Below are 19,064 nucleotides of genomic sequence, written 5' to 3'. Positions count from 1 at the left end.
GTCCGACAACCGCTCCACCAGCACCATCCCGACACCCTCGGCCAGCCCGAAGCCGTCGGCGCCGGCCGAGAACGCCTTGCAGCGGCCGTCCGGGGACAGGCCGCGCTGGCGGGAGAACTCGACCAGCATGCCGGTGCTCGGCATCACCGTGACGCCGCCGGTGAGTGCGAGGTCGCACTCGCCGGTCCGCAGGGACTGGCAGGCCGCGTGCAGGGCGACCAGCGACGACGAGCAGGCGGTGTCGATCGTCAGCGAGGGCCCCTCCAGGCCGAGTACGTAGGACAGCCGCCCGGAGGCGACGCTGCCGGTGCTGCCGAGGAAGAGGTGCCCTTCCAGCGCGCCGGCCCGCTCCGTGGGCTCTCCGGTGCGCGGGCCGTAGTCCTGCGCGATGAGGCCGAGGTACACCCCGGTGCGGGAGCCCTTCAGGGCGCGGGCGTCCAGCCCGGCGTCCTCGACGGCCTCCCAGGCGGCCTCCAGGGCCAGCCGCTGCTGCGGGTCCATCGCCAGTGCCTCGCGCGGGGAGATCCCGAAGAACTCCGCGTCGAACTCGGCCGCGTCGTGGAGGAATCCGCCCTCGTGCTGGGAGAACGTGCCGGGGGCGCGCAGTTCGGGGTCGTAGCCGTCGGCGAGGTTCCAGCCGCGGTCGGTGGGCAGCCCGCCGACCGCGTCGGTGCCGGCGGCGACGGTGTCCCACAGCCCGGCGGGTGAGGCCACGCCGCCGGGGTAGCGGCAGGCCATGCCCACGATCGCGATCGGCTCGTCCGGGCGCGCGACGGGACCGGCCGCGGCCTGCTGCCCCGGGTCGGCGGCGCCGAACAGTTCGGCGTCCAGGTGGGCGGCGAGCGCGTCCGGCGTGGGGTGGTCGAAGACGACGGTCGGGGACAGCCGCAGGCCGGTCGCGGTGGTGAGGCGGTCGCGGATGGCGACGGCGGCGAGCGAGGTGATGCCGAGGTCGCGGAAGGTCCGCCCGGCGTCCACGGCGGCGGTGTCCGCGGCCCCGTCCCCGTCTCCGTCCCCGTCCCCGTCCCCGTCCCCGGGGGTGCCGGCCGCGGCCACGGCGTCCCGCACCGCCTCCAGCAGGTGCGCGCGGCGCTCGGCCGAATCCAGCGGACCGAGCCGGTCCCGCAGCGCGTCCGACGGCGTCGTACGGGACCCGGCGGCGTCGGGGCCGCCGGTGCGCACGGCCGCGGGCAGCGGCAGCGGCGGCTTCTGATCGGCGGGCAGCAGGGCGCCCAGATCGGTGGCGCCGCCGGCGACCCAGTACTCGGCGAGGGAGGCGGTGAAGCGGGCCGGGCCGCCCTCGCCGCGGCGCAGGGTGCCCAGCACCGCGGCGGGCACGGCGGCGCTGGTGGCGGTGACCTCCATGGCGGTGGTGAGCACCGGGTGCGGGCTGACCTCGATCAGGGTGCGGTGCCCGGCGGCCAGCGCCGCCCGGTGGGCGTCGGCGAAGCGGACCGTGGAGCGCAGGTTGCGGACCCAGTAGTCGGCGTCCATGGGGGTGCCGTCCAGCGCGCCGCCGAGGACGGAGGAGTAGACGGGGATACGCGGTGCGGTCGGCCGGATGGGCGCGATGTCCGCCCGGACGCGGTCGAGGATGGCGTCGGTGTGCGGGGAGTGCGCGGCGAGCCCGACGTCGACCCGCCGGGCGTGGACGCCGCCGGCGGTGAGGTGCGCGACCAGGTCGGCTGCCGCGTCGCTGTCCCCGGAGACGACGGTCGCGCCGGGGCTGTTCTCCACAGCGACGACGAGCTGTCCGGGCCAGCGCTGCTGGAGCAGGTCGGCGACTTCGGCGGCGGGCAGCAGCACCGACACCATGTCGCCGCGGCCGGCCAGGGTGGCCTGCGCCTGGCTCCAGCGGGCCACGACCCGGGCGCCGTCGTCCAGGGACAGCGCCCCGGCGACGTGCGCGGCGGCGAGTTCGCCGAGGCTGTGGCCGAGGACGGCCGCCGGTTCGACGCCCGCCGCGCGCCACAGGCCGGCCAGCGCGACCATGACGGAGAACAGCGCGGGCTGCACCACGTCGGCGCCGGTGAGCGCGGGGCCGCCCGGCGCACCCGTCACGGAGTCGAGCAGCGAATGGTCCAGGTAGGGGTCGAGGGCGTCCGCGCACTCGTGCATCCGGCGGGCGAACACCGGTGCGGTCGCCATGAGTTCGCTCGCCATGCCGGCCCACTGCGGGCCCTGGCCGGGGAAGACGAACACCGGGCCGCCGCCGGGGGCGGCGAGCGGTGCGCCGGCGGTCAGCGCGGGGTGGCCGGTCCCGTCGGCCAGCGCGTCCAGCGCCTCCAGAGTCGGGGTGCGGTCGCCGGCCAGCACCACGGCGCGGTACGCGCCCGCGGCCGGACCGGCGTCGGCGGCCGCGGCCGCGTCAGCGGCGGCGAGGGCGTGTCCGACGCGGGCCGGGTCCCAGGTGCCGGCCTCGGCGGCGTACCGGTGCAGGGCCGCGGCACGCGCGCGCACGGCGGCGGCGCCGGGCCCGCTCAGGACCCAGGGCAGTACGGCCTCCGGCGGCGAGAACAGTGCGAAGCCGGCTGCGCTGCCACGGTGTTCGGACACGTTCTTGGCTCCCGTCGTCTTTCTTCTTCACGCGAGTTCCGCGGCGGCCGGACGGCCCGGGGACCCTCGCCGTCGGGGGGAACGGCGAGGGTCCTGCCACTTGCGTGGCCCTCAGGGTGGTCGGTGGCGCGGTCGGTCGTGTTACGGCTGTGAGGTGGCGGCGCTCAGGCGTCGTCGCGCAGCGCCCGCAGGTGCCGGGCGAGGCTGCCGGGGGTGGGGCTGTCGAAGAGGTCGGCCAGCTTCAGCCGGGTCCCGGTCACTTCCTCGACGCGCCGCACCAGGTGGGCGCCGAGCAGCGAGTGCCCGCCCAGCGCGAAGAAGTTGGCGTCCGCCGCGGCCGTCTCCACACCGAGCAGCTCGCACCACAGTCCGCGCAGTTCGCCCACGAGCCCGTCGCTGTCGTCCTGGCCGTCCGCCGGTTGCCGCGCGGCCAGCGCCAGGAGTTCCTCGGCGTCCGGTGTGCCGTCCGGGCGCAGCCGCAGCACGTCGGTGCGCACCACCCGTGCCGGGAGTGCGGCGCGCGGCAGCAGCCGGGCGGCGTGCGCGGCCACGGAGTCCGCCAGGCCCGGCCGGTCGGGGGCGGTGACGAACGCGATCGTCTCCCCGCCCGCGGGGACCACCGCGGCGGCGGTGACCTCCGGGTGCGCGCGCAGGGCGGCCTCCACCCGCTCCGGGTGCAGGACGCGGCCGTACGGGCGGCAGACGCGGTCCGCGCGGCCGTACAGCTCCAAGGCGCCGTCGTGCCGCAGCCGGCCGATCCAGCCGGTGGGCACATGGGTGGCGCCGTCGGCCCGGACGAGGCACACCTCGCCGCGCACCCCGGCCGGCAGCCGGTTGCCGCCGGGGCCGGCCACGGCGGTGTGCCGGGCGTCCAGCGGGTGCACGACGTACGGGTAGCCGCCGTTCGCGGCCGCCCAGGCAGCCGCGTCCGGCAGGCCCAGGGCCGGGCCGCCGGCCAGGACCCGGAAGGCGTCGAGGTCGCGGTCGGCCTCCACCGCGGCGGTGGCCGCCGAACGGACGGTGCCGGCGCCGGGCAGCGCGCGGTCGGCGGCGCTCCACACGTCCAACTCGCCCACCGGCCGGTCCGGTTCGGCCGCGACGGTGTGCAGCAGGGCCGCGTACCGCCGGGCCAGGGCCTCCGCGTCGGCCCGGTCGAGCACATCCGTGCAGTACAGCAGGCGCAGGCCGATCCGGTCGGCGGCGGACTGCACGAACAGCTCGACGTCGAACTTGCTGTAGCCGGTCTCGACGTGCAGCGGCGTGGCCGGCAGCCCGCCGAGGGTGAGGTCCGCCTCGGGCGCCGCCGGCACGTAGTTGAACATGTGCTGGAAGAGCGTGTCACGCCAGGATGTGGTCTCGCGCCGGGTCTCGTGGGCGAGGGCGTCGACGGGCACGTCGCTGTGGGCGAGCGCGCCGAAGAAGGCGGTGCGCGCGTCCTTCACCAGGTCGCGGAAGCCGCGGTCGGCCGTGACGGCCAGCCGCAGCGGCACGGTGTTGACGTGGTAGCCGATCGCGGACTGCGCCTCGGGCGGCCGGATGTTGACCGGCGAGCCGACGACCAGGTCCGGCCCGGCCCCGTGCGCGGCCAGCAGCACACCGAACGCGGCCAGCAGCACCACGGCCTCGGGCGCGCGCAGGGTGCGCTGAAGGCCGCGCACCAGGTCCCGGGTCTCGTCGTCCAGGACCTGGAGCACCGTGTCGCCCGCCAGATCCGGCCGGGCGGGGGCCGGGGCCGCGCAGTCCAGGTCGAGGCCGGCCGGGTCGAAGCCGTCCAGCGCGGTGCGCCAGTACGCGAGGCTGTCCGGCGTCGGCTCGGCGGCGCGCAGCGCGGGTACGGCGGCGCGCAGCTCGTCCGGCAGCGGCCGGCCGGCGGCGAACGCGTCGTAGGCGGCGGCCAGTTCGGCGACCAGGCCCGGTACGGACAGCGCGTCGAAGACGAGGTGGTGGACGACCACGGCGAGGGTGTCGGCCGCGGGGCCGCGGAAGACCGCCACGCGCAGCATGAGCCGGCCGTCGCAGGCGATCGGGTCCGCGGCGAACGCGCGCAGCGCCTTGTCCAGCCCGTCGTCGCCGATGGTGTGCACCTCGGGGCGCGGTGCGGGGGTGTCGGGGTCGAGCACCTCGCGGACCAGGCCCGCCTGTCGGTCGAGGTAGGCGGTGCGCAGCACTTCGTGGCGGCGGACAACGGCCTCGACGGCGGAGTGCAGCGCCGCCGGGTCCAGCCGGCCCTCCACCCGGACGGCGAGCGGCACGTTGTTGACACCGGCGTCGGGCAGCAGCCGGTCGAGCAGCCACAGGGCGCTCTCCTTGGGCGTGGCCGCGTCCAGCCGCCGTTTGCGGGTCAGTGCGGCGAGCAGCGCCGCCGCGGCGCCGTCGGCGGGTCTCGCCTTCTCTGCTGGCTGCACGGTGGTTCACCCTTTCGCTGGTGCCAAGTGGCCCGGTGGTCGGTCGGTCGTCCGGTGTCCGGTGGTCGGTGGGTGGCGGGTCGGTGGGAGGTGATCGGCGGTCGGGGGTCGGCGTTGTCGCGGCCGCGCGCCGCGGGGTCAGCCGAGCAGGTCGGTGAGCAGGTCAGCGGTGGCCTGGCTGCGCAGGATGTCGTCGTGGTCGGCCTCGACGAAGCGGCGCTGCCCGGCGTGGCGGGCGTGCGGGTCGGTGCGGGAGGTGGTCAGCGCGGTGGCGCCGGCCCAGGACGTGACCGGGTCGAAGTCCCCGGCGGCCGCGATGTAGGAGACGAACGCCTGGTAGGCGGTGCTGAGTTCGTCGGCGAGTTCGGCGTCCAGCCCGGCCCGGGTGAAGGCGGCCCCGGCGATGTCGGAGAAGATCCCGGTGAGCGTGGTGCCGAGCGCGGCGATGCTGCCGCTGTCGCGGGCGGCCTCCTCGGCGGCCTGCGCGGCGAGCGCCGACTCCTCCGGGCTCAGCACCGACGACAGCCGGGCCACCGCGGCGCGGAAGTCGGCGGTCATCCCCGCCGGGCTCGGCGGCTCGGGGTCGAACAGGACCACGGCCGGTGCCGCGTCCTGCTCGGCGGCCAGCAGCTGCGCCAGGCGCCCGGCGTACAGCGCGCCGACGCAGTACCCGAGCACCGCGCGCACCGGGCGGCCGGTGCCGCGCACCGCCTCCGCCCAGTACGCCGCGAAGTCCTCGCCGCCGAAGGTGCGGGCCTGCGCCGGCTCGGGCTGCCGGGTCTCCCACAGCGGGGTGCAGGGGTCGAGCAGGCAGGCCAGTTCCTTGAACGTGGACTCCGGGCGGCCGGAGACGGCGAAGTCCACGGCCAGCACGAGGGGTTCGTCGCCGCCGTCGTTGAGGACCTTCCAGGCGGGCGGCGCGCTGGTCAGCAGGGACTGCGGCACAGTCACGGCAGGGGCTCCTTAGCGGTCTACTGGTCAGGGCTGCTCGGCGAGCGGCTCGGCGGTCGGCTCAGCGGGCCGGTTCAGCGGTCGGCGGCGCAGATGTGGACCGTGTGCCCGGTCGACAGCCGCAGCGTGTCCAGCACGTCCAGGCCGGCCTCGGTGATCTGGGCGCGCTGCACCTCGTCGGTGCGGCCGCGGGTGCCGTCCTCGCAGACGACCATCTGGAACAGCACGCGCATCCAGTCCAGGCCGGACTCGATCAGCGGCTCGATGACCAGCAGTCGGGGCCGTACGCCGCCCGGCCGGTCGGCGGCGGTGCGCTCCATGGCCTCGCGGATGCGGCCGAGGATGACCACGCTGTTGTCGTGGTTCCAGTTGTGGAGCACGTTCTTGACGGTGTAGAGGTCGGCGCCGGCGCGGACCTCGGTGCGGAAGTCGCCGGGGTGGTAGGTGAGCCGGGCGGCGAGTCCGGGGTCGGCGGCGGCCAGTTCGGCGGCGGCCCGGGTGCACACGTCGGGGCGGTCCAGGCAGACGCCGGTCAGGTGCGGGTGGGCGGTGAGCAGGCCCTTGAGGAGTTCCCCGGTGTTGCCGCCGACGTCGAGCACGCTGCGCACGTCGGTGAAGTCGTAGGCGTCGGCGAGCGTCGCGGCGACCGGGCGGGCCAGGTCCGCCATCGCCCGGTCGTACAGGTCGGCGTCGGCGGGGTGCGCTTCGAGGTACTCGTAGATGCGGGTGCCGTGCAGGTGCCGGAACGCGGACTCGCCGGTGCGCAGGGTGTGCGGCAGGGCGGTGAAGGTGTCGGCGTACAGGCCGCCCGACAGCATCACGTAGTGCCGCATGGACTGCGGGTGCGCGTCGCGGAGTTGTGCGGACAGCGCGGAATTGCGGTACACCCCGGATTCCTCGCGCTGGAAGACGCCGAGCGCGGAGAGAATCCGCAGCAGCGCGTCCAGTGTCTCCGGGTGGGTGTCGGTCGACTTGGCGAGTTCCTCGGCCGTCATCGGCCTGCCCTCGAGGTGTTCGGCGAGATCGAGTTCCGCGGCGGCGGTCAGCGACTTCGCTATCCAGCCCATTCCCGCCAGGCCCATGAGACTGACTTCCACCCCTGCCATCCCTTCTCCGGGTTCGTCCGGCCGGTGCGCCGGTGGGGCGGTCGGCCGCGACCGCGGCCCGCGCGCCGGGACCGGTGGGTCCCGTACCGCGTCGCCGCAGCCAGCAGGCCGGAACGCGCCCCTCGCGACCCGCCCCGTACTGAACCTACGGAGCCACCCCCACCCGAGCTGAACCCTTAGGACCCCCTACCCCGGCGGCCCCCGCGCCGCGGATAAGGGTATGGACCGCCGCTCGCGGCGCCCATTACAGTGGCACCGCTATCGTCCGGGCAAGCGGGCGGAACGCCCTGCGCGCCCGGCGACCGGGCCGCCGGCCTCGCCGCCCCGCATTCCGTCCGCCGTATTCCGTTCGCCCGCATTGCCTCCGCCCGCATTCTGCCCCGATTCTCCCGGGAGTTCCCGGCGTTCTCCGGTGTTCCGCCTTTCATCGGACCGGACCCGGATTCCACGACGGACCGGTGGACCGGAATGCGGCGGGCCGGCACGCGCGCCGGCCACGGCAGGCACGCGAGCGGCCGCGCCGGCCCCCGAATTCCGAGGAGTCCCCTTGACGCACCCGCGCAGCTACCTCTTCTTCACCGTCCCCGCCCACGGGCACATCCGCCCCACGCTGCCCGTCGCCGCCGAACTGGTGCGCCGCGGCCACCAGGTGACGTACGCCACGACCGAGCGGTTCGCCGCCGAGGCCGCCGCCACGGGTGCGCGGACGCTGCTGTACGAGCCGGGTGTCGCGGACTTCGCGGCCGCCGCGCCGGGCGACTCGCCGGACTGGCTGCCGCTGGCGATGACCGCGGCGATCACCGAGTCCGCGGCGCTGCTGCCGGTGCTCACCGGCCACTTCGCCGACGAGCGGCCCGATGTGGTGGTCTACGACACGACGATGAACCCCGCCGGCCGGCTGCTGGCGCGGCTGTGGCAGGCACCCGCGGTGGAGGTGTCCCCGGTCTTCCTGCCGCAGCGCACCAGCAACCCGGGCTTCTCCCTGGCGGCCATGCTCCAGGGCGGCGCCGAGGAGGGCGCCGGGCAGCGCCCGGCCGTGCGGCGCTTCCGCGAGGAACTGACCGCGCTGCTGGCCGCGTACGGTGCCGCCGACGTCTCCCCGCTCGACTTCGTCACCGGCTTCCGCGGCCTGCGCATGGCGTTCTTCCCGCGCGCCTTCCAGCCCGGCGGCGAGTCGTTCGACGACCGGCACGTGTTCGTCGGGCCGTGCCTGGACACGGCCGCGCCCTCGGGGTGGCAGCCGCCGGCGGACGGCCGGCCGGTGGTGCTGGTCTCGCTCGGCACCTCCTACGGCAACCGCCCGGAGTTCTTCCGCACCTGCGTGAAGGCGTTCGCGGACAGCCCCTGGCACGTGGTGCTGACCGTCGGGCGCGCGGGCGTCGACCCGGCCGAACTCGGCCCGCTGCCCCCGCAGGTGGAGGTGCACCGCTGGATGCCGCACCTGGCGGTGCTGCCGCACGCGCGGGCGTTCGTCTGCCAGGCGGGCATGGGCAGCGTGATGGAGGCGCTGGTCTGCGGCACACCGCTGGTGCTGGCCGCGCAGGCCCGCGAACAGCAGCTGGTGGCCCGTCAGGCGGTGTCGCTGGGCCTGGGCACCGAGGTGCCCGGCGGCGACGACCTGACCGGCGACGTGCTGCTGGACGCCGTCGGTTCGGTGGCGGACGACCCGCAGGTGCGCGCGAGCCTGGCCGCGATGCGCGAGCACATCCGGCAGGCGGGCGGCACCACCCGCGCCGCCGACGTCCTGGAGCGCCATGGCGTGCGCTGACCGGCGCCCGCGACCTGCCGCCGGCCGGCCGCGGCGCCGGACCGTACGAGCGCTGCTTTGCGGGGGAGCCCGGTCGGGGCTCCCCCGCCCCGCGGCGCCGGGCCGGCCGCTGTGCTCAGCAGGGCACCATCGGCTGGAGCCCTGCGGTCGGCAGGTCCTCGCGGCTGTTGACGTTCAACTTCCGGTAGACCCGCGTCAGATGCTGCTCCACCGTGCTGATGGTGACGTGCAGGCGGTCGCCGATCTCCCGGTTGGAGTATCCCATCGACGCCAGCGCGGCCACCTTGCTCTCCGCCCGGCTCAGCTCGTTGATCGGGTCGGCCGGCACGGCAGCCGGGCTCGCCGCGGACCGCGGCGCCCGGACCTCGTCGGCGGCGGCCGGCTCCGCGCTCTGCGCGGGGCGCAGCCGGCTGACGATGCCGGCGGCGCCGCACGCCTGGGCGAGCCGCAGCGCCTTGCGCGAGGCGTGCCGGGCCCGCGCGCTCTCCCCGACCGCCTCGTGGGCGTCGGCGAGGTCGGCCATGGTCCGGGCCAGCTCGTAGCGGTCGCCGCAGCCCTGGAGGATCTCCGCGGACTGGCGCAGCAGCGTCGGCCGCTGCTCCGGCCGCGCGACCGCGGCGCACAGCCGCAGCGCGATCCCGGCGCTGCGGCCGGTGCGGTTGCCCGCCAGCAGCGCCCATTGCTCGTCCATCAGCGCCTTCGCCCGGGTGTGGTCGCCCAGCCGCAGCAGCGCCTCGGCCGCGCCGACCCGCCACAGGGCCAGTCCCGGCGCGTCCAGGCTCCAGCGCCGCATCAGCGCGCCGCAGTCGACGAAGTCGCGCAGGGCGGCGTGCGGGCGGTCGGCGGCGAGGTGGTGGTGGGCGCGGGCGTAGCGGTACTGGAGGGCGAACCGGCTGCCGTGGTGGCGCCCGGCGGCGGCCGGGAGCTGGAGCCAGGCGCCCGCCTCCTCGGTGCGGCCCATCGCCACGTGGGCGAGCACCAGTGTGGACAGCGGGCTGCCGATCTCCACGCCCCACCCTTCGGCGTCGACGTCCTTCAGGGCCCGCGCGGCCAGCCGCACCGCGTGGCCCAGGTCGCCCTGGCGCACGGCGATCTCGGCGCGCAGCGCCGCCAGGGTGGCCCGCCAGGCGGGGGCGTCGACGCTCTCGGCCTCCGCCATCAAGGTGGTGCACCAGGAGCCGGCGCTGTCCAGCCGGTCCGCGAAGATCATCGCGGACAGCCCCATCGCCAGCGGCTCAACGGTGGCCTCGGCCACGTGGTAGAGCCGCAGGGCCTGTTCGACCTCGCTGATGAACCCGCTGTCCGCACCGCCGCCCAGCACTCCGACGAGCAACCGGGTGGCCTGCCACTGGAGTTCGTCGCGCCCGGTGACCGGGCCGCTGCGGCGCACCACCAGGCTCTGGTCGTAGGGGAAGCGCTCGGCCACCGAGGGGAAGGTGACCGCCAGCCACATCTCCAGCAGCCGCAGTTCGGCGCACACCTCCTCGGGCAGCGAGTCGGCGTCGCGGTGCAGCCGGTGCAGGATCTCCTGCGCCTCCTGGTGCCGGCCGCTGCGCAGCAGGTAGCGGACGAGCAGCAGCGTGTACGGGGTGCCGTAGCGCTCCTGCACGAACGGCTTGGTCATCTGGTCCAGGCAGCGCAGGGCTGCCATCGGGCTGTGCCGCCACTGGATGCGGGCGAGCCGGAAGAGGATGGCGCCGCGCTCGGAGCGGTCGGCGCACAGCCGGTGGGCCTGGCGCAGCCAGGCGATGGCCTCCTCGACGCGGTTGTCGGTCAGGGCCCGGTCGGCCGCCTCCCGCAGCACCGAGACCTCCCACTGTGCGCGCTCGGTGCCCGGTTCGGTCTCCCGTGCGGAGCCGAGGAGGCGGCTGGCGACCTCGGTGGCGGGGGCGCCGGCGTCGTACAGCATGCGGGCGACCCGCAATTGCATCCCGGCGCGCTCCGGTTCGGCGATGCGGTCCATGACGGCGGCCGCGGCGGCGGGGTGGCGGAAGCGCCCGCCACCGGTCAGGCCGACGGAGTCGAGCATCCGCAGCAGCCGGTGGGCGGTGTCCCGGCTGGTGCCCAGGCACTCGGCCAGCAGTTCCTTGCCGGTACTGTCACCGAGCAGCGCCACCCACTGGGCGGCCTCTCGCGTCATCGGCCCGGAGCGGCCCAGGCACGCGGCGACGGCCTGGGCGAAGTGCTCCCCGACCACCGGTTCGCGGTGGCCGCGGGCCGGTGGTGCGGAATCGTCCAGATCACCCAGCAATGCGTGCAGCAGCAGGGGACTTCCCCCACTGATGTCGTAATATCCGGTACCCATAAGAACGGCCTTCTCGGCGCCGATCCGGTCGGCGAGCAGTTCCGCGACCCCGACCGGACTGAGCAGCCCGGTGCGGATATGGTTCAGCCCCGGCAGCCGCATGATCTCCGCCCGCAGGAGCGGAAAACGCGGCGGCAGTCCGTCGGTTTCCGCCAGCACCATGGAGACGCGCGCCGAGCGCATTCGGCGGGCGAAATAGAGAAGATACAGCAGGGAAATGACGTCGGAATTCTGTGCGTCATCCAGGAGAAGTACGACGGGTGTGCGCTCGGAGAAGGCGAGCAGATGCTCCCACAGCCCCTCGGCGACTCTCGCGTGATCCGGCGTGAGGTCCTTGGCGGCCCCGTCGGCGTCGGCCCGCGCCCCTTCGGCCAGTAGCTCGCCCAGCCGCCCGGCGCGTTCCGTACCCATCGGAAGCGCGTCGAAGACCTGGCGTATGACGGTCAGCGGCACATTCCGCTCCAGCGGGGAGCAGGAGACGGTGACGGTGGCGACGCCCTGCCCGGCCGCCCAGCGGGCCGCCTCCACCTGTAAAGCGGTCTTCCCGCTGCCCGCCACACCGCTGACGAAAGCGATTCCCCCGCTCCCGTTCTTCCCTGCCGCCACCATTCTGCACAGTGCGGCGAGTTCGTTCTTTCGCTCGGCCAGCGAAGCCAATTGACACAACCCCCGTTGTTGTCTCGGCATCAAACGTGATGGCCACCACATGGGCGCGGATTCCGGGGTCACCGGCACCGCCCGCGGCGAGGCGCGATCGAAAAGATTCGCAAATCCTCCACACAATGGCTCCCAACCAGGCGATTGAACCACACGCTAATGCAAAGTGCAAGCAAAACATTCCAGCCTGCGAATTCGGCGGGGATGCGCCTCTTGTCGGCTTCGCCAGCCCGTCGCGCAGCGTGATCACCGAACACCGGAGCTTGTCACACCCGCCCCTTCCGCCCCACGGACGGCCATAAAAGGGCGGACCTTTTGGAATGTATATGCGGGAATTCCCCGGACGCCCACCGGAAATGCTTCCTTGACCGTTCAGTGAGCACCATGACATAGTGAGCACACACTCAAGATGTGCACCGACTCACCAGGGAGTGTCCGTGCCCCAAGATCCCGCGGCCGCCGGGCTCGTCTCGGCCCTCACCGAGGCCGTGTCACCGCTGCTGCGGCACGCCGGAGCCGTCTTCGCCAGCCACCAGGTGCCCTTCTCCCAGGCGAGCCTGCTCACCGACGTCTACGAACTGGGCGCCCCGCAGCGCATGAGCACGCTCGCCCAGCGCTTCGAGGTGGCCCCGCGCACCGTCACCGCGCTCGTCGACGGCCTGGAGCGCCGCGGGCTGGTCCAGCGGACCCCCGACCCCGACGACCGGCGCGCCATCCTGGTCAGCCTCACCGGCAAGGGCAACGCGCTGATGCAGGAGATCGAGTGGGGCAAGCAGGCCCTCGCCGACGAACTGGTCAACGGCCTCACCGCGGACGAGCGCGCCGAGTTCGCCCGCCTGCTCGCCAAGCTGCGGGTCGCCCCCGGCCACGAGAAGGGGTCCCCCGCATGAGTGCCGGCCCCTCCCTGACCAAGGGCGCCGGGGGTGCCGGGAGCGCCCCGGCCGCCGACCGCGCCCACCGCAACCGCTGGTACGTCCTCGCGGTCATCGCCACCGCCCAGCTGATGGTGATGCTCGACGGCACCATCGTGCAGATCGCCCTGCCCTCCGCCCAGCAGTCCCTGCACATGTCCGACACCAACCGGCAGTGGATGGTGACCGCCTACGCCCTGGCCTTCGGCGGGCTGCTGCTGGTCGGCGGCCGGCTCGCGGACCGCTTCGGCCGCGGCCGGACCTTCCTGGTGGGCCTGGTCGGCTTCGCCGTCGTCTCCGCGATCGGCGGCGCCGCGCCGGACACCGGCACGCTGATCGCCGCCCGCGCCCTCCAGGGCGTCTTCGCCGCGATCCTCTCCCCGGCCACGGTGTCCCTGCTGACCACCACCTTCACCGACACCAGGGAACGCGCCAAGGCGTTCGGCCTGTTCAGCGGGATCGTCGGCAGCGGGGCCGCGATCGGGCTGATCGTCGGCGGCGTGCTCACCGAGTACGCCGGCTGGCGCTGGTGCCTGTACGTGAACGTGCCGCTCGCCGTCGCCGTCACCGCGCTGGGCGTCGCCACCCTGCCGCGCGACCGCGGCCACCGGGACATCAGCCTCGACCCGACCGGCGCGGTCCTCGGCTGCCTCGGCCCGGTCGCCCTGGTCTACGGGCTGTCCGAGGCGCCCGAGCGCGGCTGGGACTCCGCACTGGTGATCGGCCTGCTCGCCGTCTCCGCCGTGCTGATCTGCGCGTTCCTGTTCTCCCAGACCCGCATCCGGCAGCCGCTGCTGCCGCTGCGCGTCGTCACCGAACGCACCCGCGCCGGCTCCTTCCTGGGAGCCGCGCTGCTCAACTTCGGCATGATGGGCATCTCCCTGTTCGCCACTTACCACCTCCAGACCGTCATGCACTACAAGCCGCTGAAGGCGGGGCTGGCGTTCCTGCCGATGGTCGGTGCCGTCATGGTGGTCGCCACCCAGGTCGTCGCCCGCGTGATGGGACGCGTCCCGACGCGCTGGCTGGTCGGCCCCGGCCTCGCCTTCACCGCGGCCGGGGTGTGGATGTTCACCACCCTGTCCGAGCACAGCTCCTACCTGTTCGGGGTGCTGCCCGCCTGGCTGCTGCTGGGCGTCGGCATGGGGCTGAGCTACTCCCCCACCACCCACGCCTCGCTGGCCGGGGTCGCCGAACGCGACTCGGGCGCGGTCTCCGCCTTCCAGACCACGGCCCGCCAGGTCGGCGGCGCCATCGGGCTCGCGCTGAGCAACACCCTGGCCGCCGACGCCGCGGCCGCCTACTTCACCGGCCACCGCCACCAGGGCGCCCAGGCCGACCTGATCCTGAAGTCCGTCGTGCACGGCAGCGCGTCGGCCGCGTGGTGGGTCAGCGGCGTCCTCGTCGTCGGCGCCGTGGTGTGCACCGTCATGATCGACGCCGACCCGCGCCGCGCCCAGGAAGGCGGCACCGCGCCGCGCGTCGAGAGCGGGCCCGCTGTCGACCCCCGCGGCCCGGCCCCGTCCCCCGGCACCTGACGGCCTGCCCCCGCCCCGAAACCCCCGGCCCGGCTCCGCAGACACCCCCGACTGCCAGGAGCCGGGCCGGGCCGTCTCCCCCGCCCGGCGAGCCCCGGACGCCCCAGGGCGCCCCGCAGGACCGCAGCCGCACCAGCTGGTCGGCGTCTGCGATGTGGCGCCCCCGCAGGTCGCCGTGACCGCCGGACTGGGCACCCCGCAGTACGACCGCGACCTGGGAGTGCTGGTCGAGCGGACCGGGGCCCGGGTCGTCATCGTCTGCACGCCGATCCACACCCACACTCCCCTGGCACTGACCGCGGCAGCCTGCGGGGCGCACGTCCTGCTGGAGAAGCCGCCCGCCCCGTCCTGGGGCGAGTTCGAGCGGCTTTGCGGTGGTCTGGACGCAGGTTTGCCCGTGGGTGAGCGGGGTTCATGGTGGCGGGGCCGGTCAGTCGTGGGAGCGGGCGACGAGTTGGGTGGGGTTGACGAAGCGCAGCGCGATCAGCAGCAGGACCGCCATCGAGCCGGTGTAGAGGACGGCCATGGCGTCCACCGACTGGGTGGCCCGGATGCCGGCGGAGTTCACGGCGGAGAACAGCGCCACGATCAGGGTCTGGCTGGTCGGCCCCGAGGTGAGGAAGGTCAACTCGAACATGCCGAAGGTGCGCACCAGTACCAGGATGCCCGCCGCGAGCATGCCGGGCAGCAGCAGCGGCGACACAATCCGGGTCAGCACGGTCCAGGTGGAGGCGCCGCACATCCGTGCCGCGTGCTCGATCTTCGGGTCGATCTGCTCGATGAACGGCGTCATCGTGAAGACCACGAAGGGGATGGACGGCACCAGGTTCGCCAGCACCACGCCGGTCACGGAGCCGGCCAGCTGGAACTTGTACAGCACGGTGGCCAGCGGGATGCCGTAGGCGATCGGCGGGACCAGGATGGGCAGCACGAACAGGGTGGTGAGCAGCCTCTTCCCGGGGAAGGACCGGCGGGCCAGCGCGTACGCGGCGGGCACCCCGAGCACGAGCGAGACCACCACCACCGCGAGGGTCACCTCGAGCGTGGTGCCGAGCACCTGGCCGAGGCTGAACTCCTTCCAGGCGTCGCTGTACCAGTGGCCGGTCCAGCCGTTGGGCAGCCAGTGGTCGAACCAGGCCCGGCCGAAGGAGTTCAGCAGCACCGTGACGATCACGCCGAGCAGGTTGACGAAGAAGAACGCCAGGACCGCCCAGGTCAGCCAGGTGCCCGGCCGCAGCACGATCCGGCGCCGGCCGGGTGCCGGTGGCGCCGGGGTGGACGCGGGCGGGGAACTGAGTACGGCGGTCATCCCTTGCCTCCGGTGGTTCCGGTGTACAGACGGGAGCGCGCGACGGTGACCGCGCCCAGGACGGCGAACATCAGCACCGTCATGATCATCGCGTCGGCGCAGCCCTGCGCGTAGTCGAAGCGCTGCAGGGCGGCTTCGTACGCTTCGATGGAGATCACGTGGGTCTTGCCGTCGGGGTCGCCGACCATCATCGCGGAGGGGAAGACGGCGAAGGCCATCACGAACGTCAGGCAGAAGGTGGTCATCAGGCCGGGCAGCAGCAGCGGGAAGGTGATGTGGCGGAAGCGCTGCCACCAGCCGGCGCCCAGGGTGGACGCGGCCTTCTCCAGGCTCGGGTGGATGCCGGAGAGGTAGGAGTGGGTGAGCAGGTAGGCGAAGGGGAAGCCGCTGATGATCAGGGACAGCAGCACCCCCGTGTAGTTCATGGTCAGACGGACCGGCGAGTCCGCCAGCCCCAGCAGGTGCAGGGTGCGGTTGAACCAGCCGGAGGGACCGTAGAACTCCAGGATGCCCTCGGCCGTGAGCACCGTGCCCAGCGTGATCGGCACGACCAGCAGGGCCAGCAGCAGCCGTTTGCCGCGGAAGTCGCGGCGCATCCGGTACGCGATGGGCACCGACGCACCGACGTTGATCAGGGCGGCCGGGATCGCCAGCGAGAAGGTCGCCCAGATGGACTTGCGGGCGAAGGGGTCCGCGAAGAAGTGCCGGTACGCGCCCAGCGGTCCGCCGTGCGAGGGCTGGAACGACAACTGGAGTCCGTACAGGAACGGGTAGCAGAACAGCGCGACGACGGCGAGCACGCCGGGCAGCACCAGGAGCAGCATCCGGTCCACGCCCCGCTCGGCGAGGCGGTGGCGCAGGGCGGCTCTGGCCGCCGGGCCGGGCGGGCCCGGGGCGGGGGCGGTCACCTCGGGGAACGGGGCGGTCATGACGCGCCCTCCGCCCCGGGTTGCCCGTCGGGCTCCCCACCGTGCCTACCCGGCCGGCCGGCGGCTCCGTCCGCCGTGCCCGCCGCCGCGCGGGCCTCGCCGTCTCGGTCCGCCGGCGCACCGTTCTCCGCGGCCGGACCGTCCTGCGCGGGGAAGATCAGCGCGCGCTCCGAGTCGACGGCGAGGGACACCGGTTCTCCCGGCCGGACCTGCTCGTGGGCGGTGAAGTACAGCCGGTCGCCGTCCGGCGTGACGGCCTCCACGTGCAGCACCCGGCCGTGGTACTCGACGATCTCGGCGACCGCCTCGCTCAGCGGCCGCTCGCCCGCCACCGCGAGCCGCAGATCCTCAGGGCGGACCGCGACGACGACGTCCTGCCCCGCCTCCGGCGGCCGCGCGCCGGCCGGGGTGCCGCGCAGCCGCAGCCCCCGCCCCTCGGCGACGGCGCCGGCGGCATCGACCGAAGCGACGCGCAGCGGCAGCAGGTTGCGGTAGCCCATGAACGCGGCGACGTGCGGGTCGGCGGGGTGCTCGTACAGCTCGGCGGGGGTGCCGATCTGGCTGACCCGGCCTTCGCGCAGCACCACCAGGCGGTCGGCCAGCGACAGCGCCTCCTCCTGGTCGTGGGTGACGTACAGGGTGGTGAGCCCGAACTCCTGGTGGATACGCCGGATCTCGCTGCGCATCTGGAGCCGCAGGGCCGCGTCCAGGTTGGACAGCGGCTCGTCCATCAGCACCAGCGGCGGCTCCATCACGATCGCGCGGGCGATCGCGACCCGCTGCTGCTGTCCGCCGGAGAGCTGGCCCGGGTGCTTGTGGGCGTGGTCGGTCAACCGGACCAGGCGCAGCACCTCCGCCACCCGCGCCTGCGTCTCCTGCTTGCCGACCCCGCGCATCTTCAGCCCGAAGGCGACGTTGGCGCGTACGGTCAGGTGGGGGAAGAGGGCGTAGTTCTGGAACACCATGCCGAATCCGCGCTTCTCCGGCGGCAGGGTGTCCACCCGCTTCCCGTCCAGCACGATCTCGCCGCCGGTCAGCGGGAGGAGTCCGGCCAGGCAGTTCAGCGCCGTGGTCTTGCCGCATCCGGAGGGACCGAGGAGGGCGACGAACTCGCCGCCGCGGATGGTCAGGTCGAGCGGATGCAGGGCGAGGTGCCCGCCGTAGGCGCGGCTGACCCCGCGCAGCCGCAACTCGTCGAGCTGGGACCCGGAGCGCTTGCGCGCCTCCGCGGCCGGCGGAGGGGCCTTCCGTGGGCTCATGTCAGGGGTCACCGTGCTCACTTGGTCGAGCCGATCTTCTTGTCCCACAGGTCGAACGCGGTGACCTGGGCGGTGGCGGGCAGCGAGTTCTTGGCCGGGAACTTCGAGATCCAGCCGTCGAACTCGGTGTCGCCGTATTTCTGGAGGGTCGTCCGCGAGGCGGCCGGGGCCTGGCTGAGGGCCACGTTCTTGACCGCGGGGCCCGGGTAGAAGTAGCCCTGGTCATAGGTGACGGCCTGCTGGTCCGGGGTGAGGGCGAAGGCCAGCAGCCGCATCGTGGCGATCAGCTCGTCGTCGGAGACGCCCTTGGGGATGACGCCGTACTGGGCGTCGGTGACCCAGGTGAGGTTGTCGAACCTGGCCGCCTTGATGCCGGCCGGCACCGTGCCCAGGGCCCGGGGGTTGATGTACCAGCCCATGGTGCTGGCGATGACGTGCACCGTGCCCTGGGCCAGGTTGGTCATGACCGTGGAGGTCTTGGGCGGGTAGGGGGCGGTGTACTTGTTCAGCTCCGTCAGGTACGCCCAGGTCCTGGACCAGCCGTTGGTGGGGTCGCTGGGGTCGGAGTCGCCCAGCAGGTACGGCAGGCCCATCAGGAGGGTGCGGCCGGGGCCGGAGTTTCGCGGCTGCGCGTACTGGAACTTGCCCTTGTTCGCTTTGGCCCACTCCAGCAGGGCGTCCGTGGTGGTGGGCACGGAGGCCACTTTGGCCGGGTCGTACTCCAGCAGCGGGCCGCCCGGTGTGGTGACCAGCTCGATGCCCTGGTCCTGGGCGAGGGTCGCCATGGACGCGGCGGGTCCGTTGTAGCCGGCCATCAGTCCGGGGAAGAAGCGGTCGTAGTACGGCTTGAGGTCGTACCACAGGCCCTTCTGGATACCGGCTGCCAGGCCGTCGGTCCCGGTCAGTACCAGCTGGATCTGCACGTTGCCGGCCTGCTGCTGGGCCTGCACCTTCGGCGCGAGGTCGGGGGCGGTGCCGGTGGTGGTGGTGATGTGCGAGACGACCTCGGGGTGCTGGGCCTTGAAGGCGTCGATGATCGGCTTGGTGAGCGCCAGGTTGCCCGCGACGTCCAGGATGTTCAGCGTGACGGGTTTGGACGGCTTGGTGGCCAGGGTGCCGGCCGCGGCGGTCTTGCCGGGGCTGCCGCCGCTGCTCGGGGAGCCGCAGGCGGCCAGCACGGGGGCGGCCGAGGCGGCGGCCATGCCGCCGATCAGCAGGCGGCGGGACAGATTTCCGTCGAACTCGGACATGACGATTGCGGCCCTTCGTCGGGTACAGGTCACGAGCAGCTGACGTGCGGGGACCGGGGGTGAGAAAACCTCCCGGGTGGAGCCGGTACAAGAGGGTCCGAACAGCGATGCGGAGCGGGG

The 19,064-nt window shown here is 74.0% G+C and carries 12 protein-coding genes and 1 pseudogene; 4 read left to right on the top strand and 9 right to left on the bottom strand.

What is annotated here, in order from left to right:
- From AC3EVP_RS30150 to AC3EVP_RS30135, 4 genes are all read right to left on the bottom strand, one after another.
- Positions 1-2,556, bottom strand: a 2,556-nt coding sequence (locus tag AC3EVP_RS30150; RefSeq protein ID WP_435135357.1) for a beta-ketoacyl synthase N-terminal-like domain-containing protein, incomplete at its 3' end; no start/stop codon positions are given.
- A 164-nt stretch (positions 2,557-2,720) separates the two neighbouring features.
- A complete protein-coding gene (locus tag AC3EVP_RS30145; protein ID WP_435135354.1) occupies positions 2,721-4,961 on the bottom strand; it encodes a condensation domain-containing protein in 2,241 nt (746 codons plus the stop codon).
- Positions 4,962-5,099: 138 nt separating this feature from the next.
- Positions 5,100-5,912: a hypothetical protein gene (locus AC3EVP_RS30140; protein ID WP_435135351.1), complete on the bottom strand. Its 813-nt coding sequence runs from the start codon at positions 5,910-5,912 to the stop codon at positions 5,100-5,102.
- A gap of 74 nt (positions 5,913-5,986) precedes the next feature.
- Positions 5,987-7,009: a methyltransferase gene (locus tag AC3EVP_RS30135; protein WP_335980443.1), complete on the bottom strand. Its 1,023-nt coding sequence runs from the start codon at positions 7,007-7,009 to the stop codon at positions 5,987-5,989.
- Between the two features lie 556 nt (positions 7,010-7,565).
- Here AC3EVP_RS30135 and AC3EVP_RS30130 point away from each other — a divergent pair.
- Entirely contained in the window at positions 7,566-8,786 is a 1,221-nt protein-coding gene (locus AC3EVP_RS30130; RefSeq protein WP_435135348.1) for a macrolide family glycosyltransferase, read from the top strand.
- A gap of 115 nt (positions 8,787-8,901) precedes the next feature.
- On the opposite strand, the gene AC3EVP_RS30125 is transcribed toward AC3EVP_RS30130, so the two are convergent.
- Positions 8,902-11,778: a helix-turn-helix transcriptional regulator gene (locus AC3EVP_RS30125; RefSeq protein WP_435135345.1), complete on the bottom strand. Its 2,877-nt coding sequence runs from the start codon at positions 11,776-11,778 to the stop codon at positions 8,902-8,904.
- Positions 11,779-12,185: 407 nt separating this feature from the next.
- Between AC3EVP_RS30125 and AC3EVP_RS30120 the strand changes: the two genes are divergently transcribed.
- The 3 genes and pseudogenes from AC3EVP_RS30120 to AC3EVP_RS30110 all read left to right on the top strand — a co-directional run.
- A complete protein-coding gene (locus AC3EVP_RS30120) occupies positions 12,186-12,638 on the top strand; it encodes a MarR family winged helix-turn-helix transcriptional regulator (protein WP_335980447.1) in 453 nt (150 codons plus the stop codon).
- The gene (locus AC3EVP_RS30115) at positions 12,635-14,197 is read left to right on the top strand and encodes an MFS transporter (RefSeq protein ID WP_435135342.1); all 1,563 of its coding nucleotides are present in this window, start codon (positions 12,635-12,637) and stop codon (positions 14,195-14,197) included. Before AC3EVP_RS30120 ends, AC3EVP_RS30115 begins: the two co-directional genes overlap by 4 nt.
- Positions 14,157-14,558: pseudogene (locus AC3EVP_RS30110) on the top strand (Gfo/Idh/MocA family oxidoreductase); the annotation flags it as partial. The gene AC3EVP_RS30115 and the pseudogene AC3EVP_RS30110, both read left to right, overlap by 41 nt.
- A gap of 69 nt (positions 14,559-14,627) precedes the next feature.
- Here the strand turns inward: AC3EVP_RS30110 and AC3EVP_RS30105 are convergent.
- Genes AC3EVP_RS30105 through AC3EVP_RS30090 form a run of 4 tightly spaced genes read right to left on the bottom strand, consistent with a single transcriptional unit; the run spans position 14,628 to position 18,944 of the window.
- Complete coding sequence (locus AC3EVP_RS30105) at positions 14,628-15,506, bottom strand: ABC transporter permease (RefSeq protein WP_335980450.1); 879 nt, start codon at positions 15,504-15,506, stop codon at positions 14,628-14,630.
- Positions 15,503-16,435: an ABC transporter permease gene (locus tag AC3EVP_RS30100; RefSeq protein WP_435135338.1), complete on the bottom strand. Its 933-nt coding sequence runs from the start codon at positions 16,433-16,435 to the stop codon at positions 15,503-15,505. The genes AC3EVP_RS30105 and AC3EVP_RS30100 overlap by 4 nt, the downstream gene beginning before the upstream one ends.
- Positions 16,432-17,694, bottom strand: coding sequence for an ABC transporter ATP-binding protein (locus AC3EVP_RS30095; RefSeq protein WP_435135335.1), 1,263 nt, complete (start codon positions 17,692-17,694; stop codon positions 16,432-16,434). The genes AC3EVP_RS30100 and AC3EVP_RS30095 overlap by 4 nt, the downstream gene beginning before the upstream one ends.
- A 17-nt stretch (positions 17,695-17,711) precedes the next feature.
- A complete protein-coding gene (locus AC3EVP_RS30090) occupies positions 17,712-18,944 on the bottom strand; it encodes an extracellular solute-binding protein (RefSeq protein WP_435135332.1) in 1,233 nt (410 codons plus the stop codon).
- Positions 18,945-19,064 lie beyond the last annotated feature (120 nt).

Source organism: Actinacidiphila sp. bgisy144, from assembly GCF_057708105.1.
The sequence above is the reverse complement of the archived record's forward strand: the minus strand, read 5'-3'. Positions and strand labels throughout refer to the sequence as shown.

What these genes read in the sequence shown, in the direction of transcription:
- AC3EVP_RS30125 (WP_435135345.1), bottom strand. Translation starts at nt 11,778, where the DNA reads ATGCCGAGACAACAACGGGGGTTGTGTCAATTGGCTTCGCTGGCCGAG.
- AC3EVP_RS30115 (WP_435135342.1), top strand. Translation starts at nt 12,635, where the DNA reads ATGAGTGCCGGCCCCTCCCTGACCAAGGGCGCCGGGGGTGCCGGGAGC.
- AC3EVP_RS30105 (WP_335980450.1), bottom strand. Translation starts at nt 15,506, where the DNA reads ATGACCGCCGTACTCAGTTCCCCGCCCGCGTCCACCCCGGCGCCACCG.
- AC3EVP_RS30100 (WP_435135338.1), bottom strand. Translation starts at nt 16,435, where the DNA reads ATGACCGCCCCGTTCCCCGAGGTGACCGCCCCCGCCCCGGGCCCGCCC.
- AC3EVP_RS30095 (WP_435135335.1), bottom strand. Translation starts at nt 17,694, where the DNA reads ATGAGCCCACGGAAGGCCCCTCCGCCGGCCGCGGAGGCGCGCAAGCGC.
- AC3EVP_RS30090 (WP_435135332.1), bottom strand. Translation starts at nt 18,944, where the DNA reads ATGTCCGAGTTCGACGGAAATCTGTCCCGCCGCCTGCTGATCGGCGGC.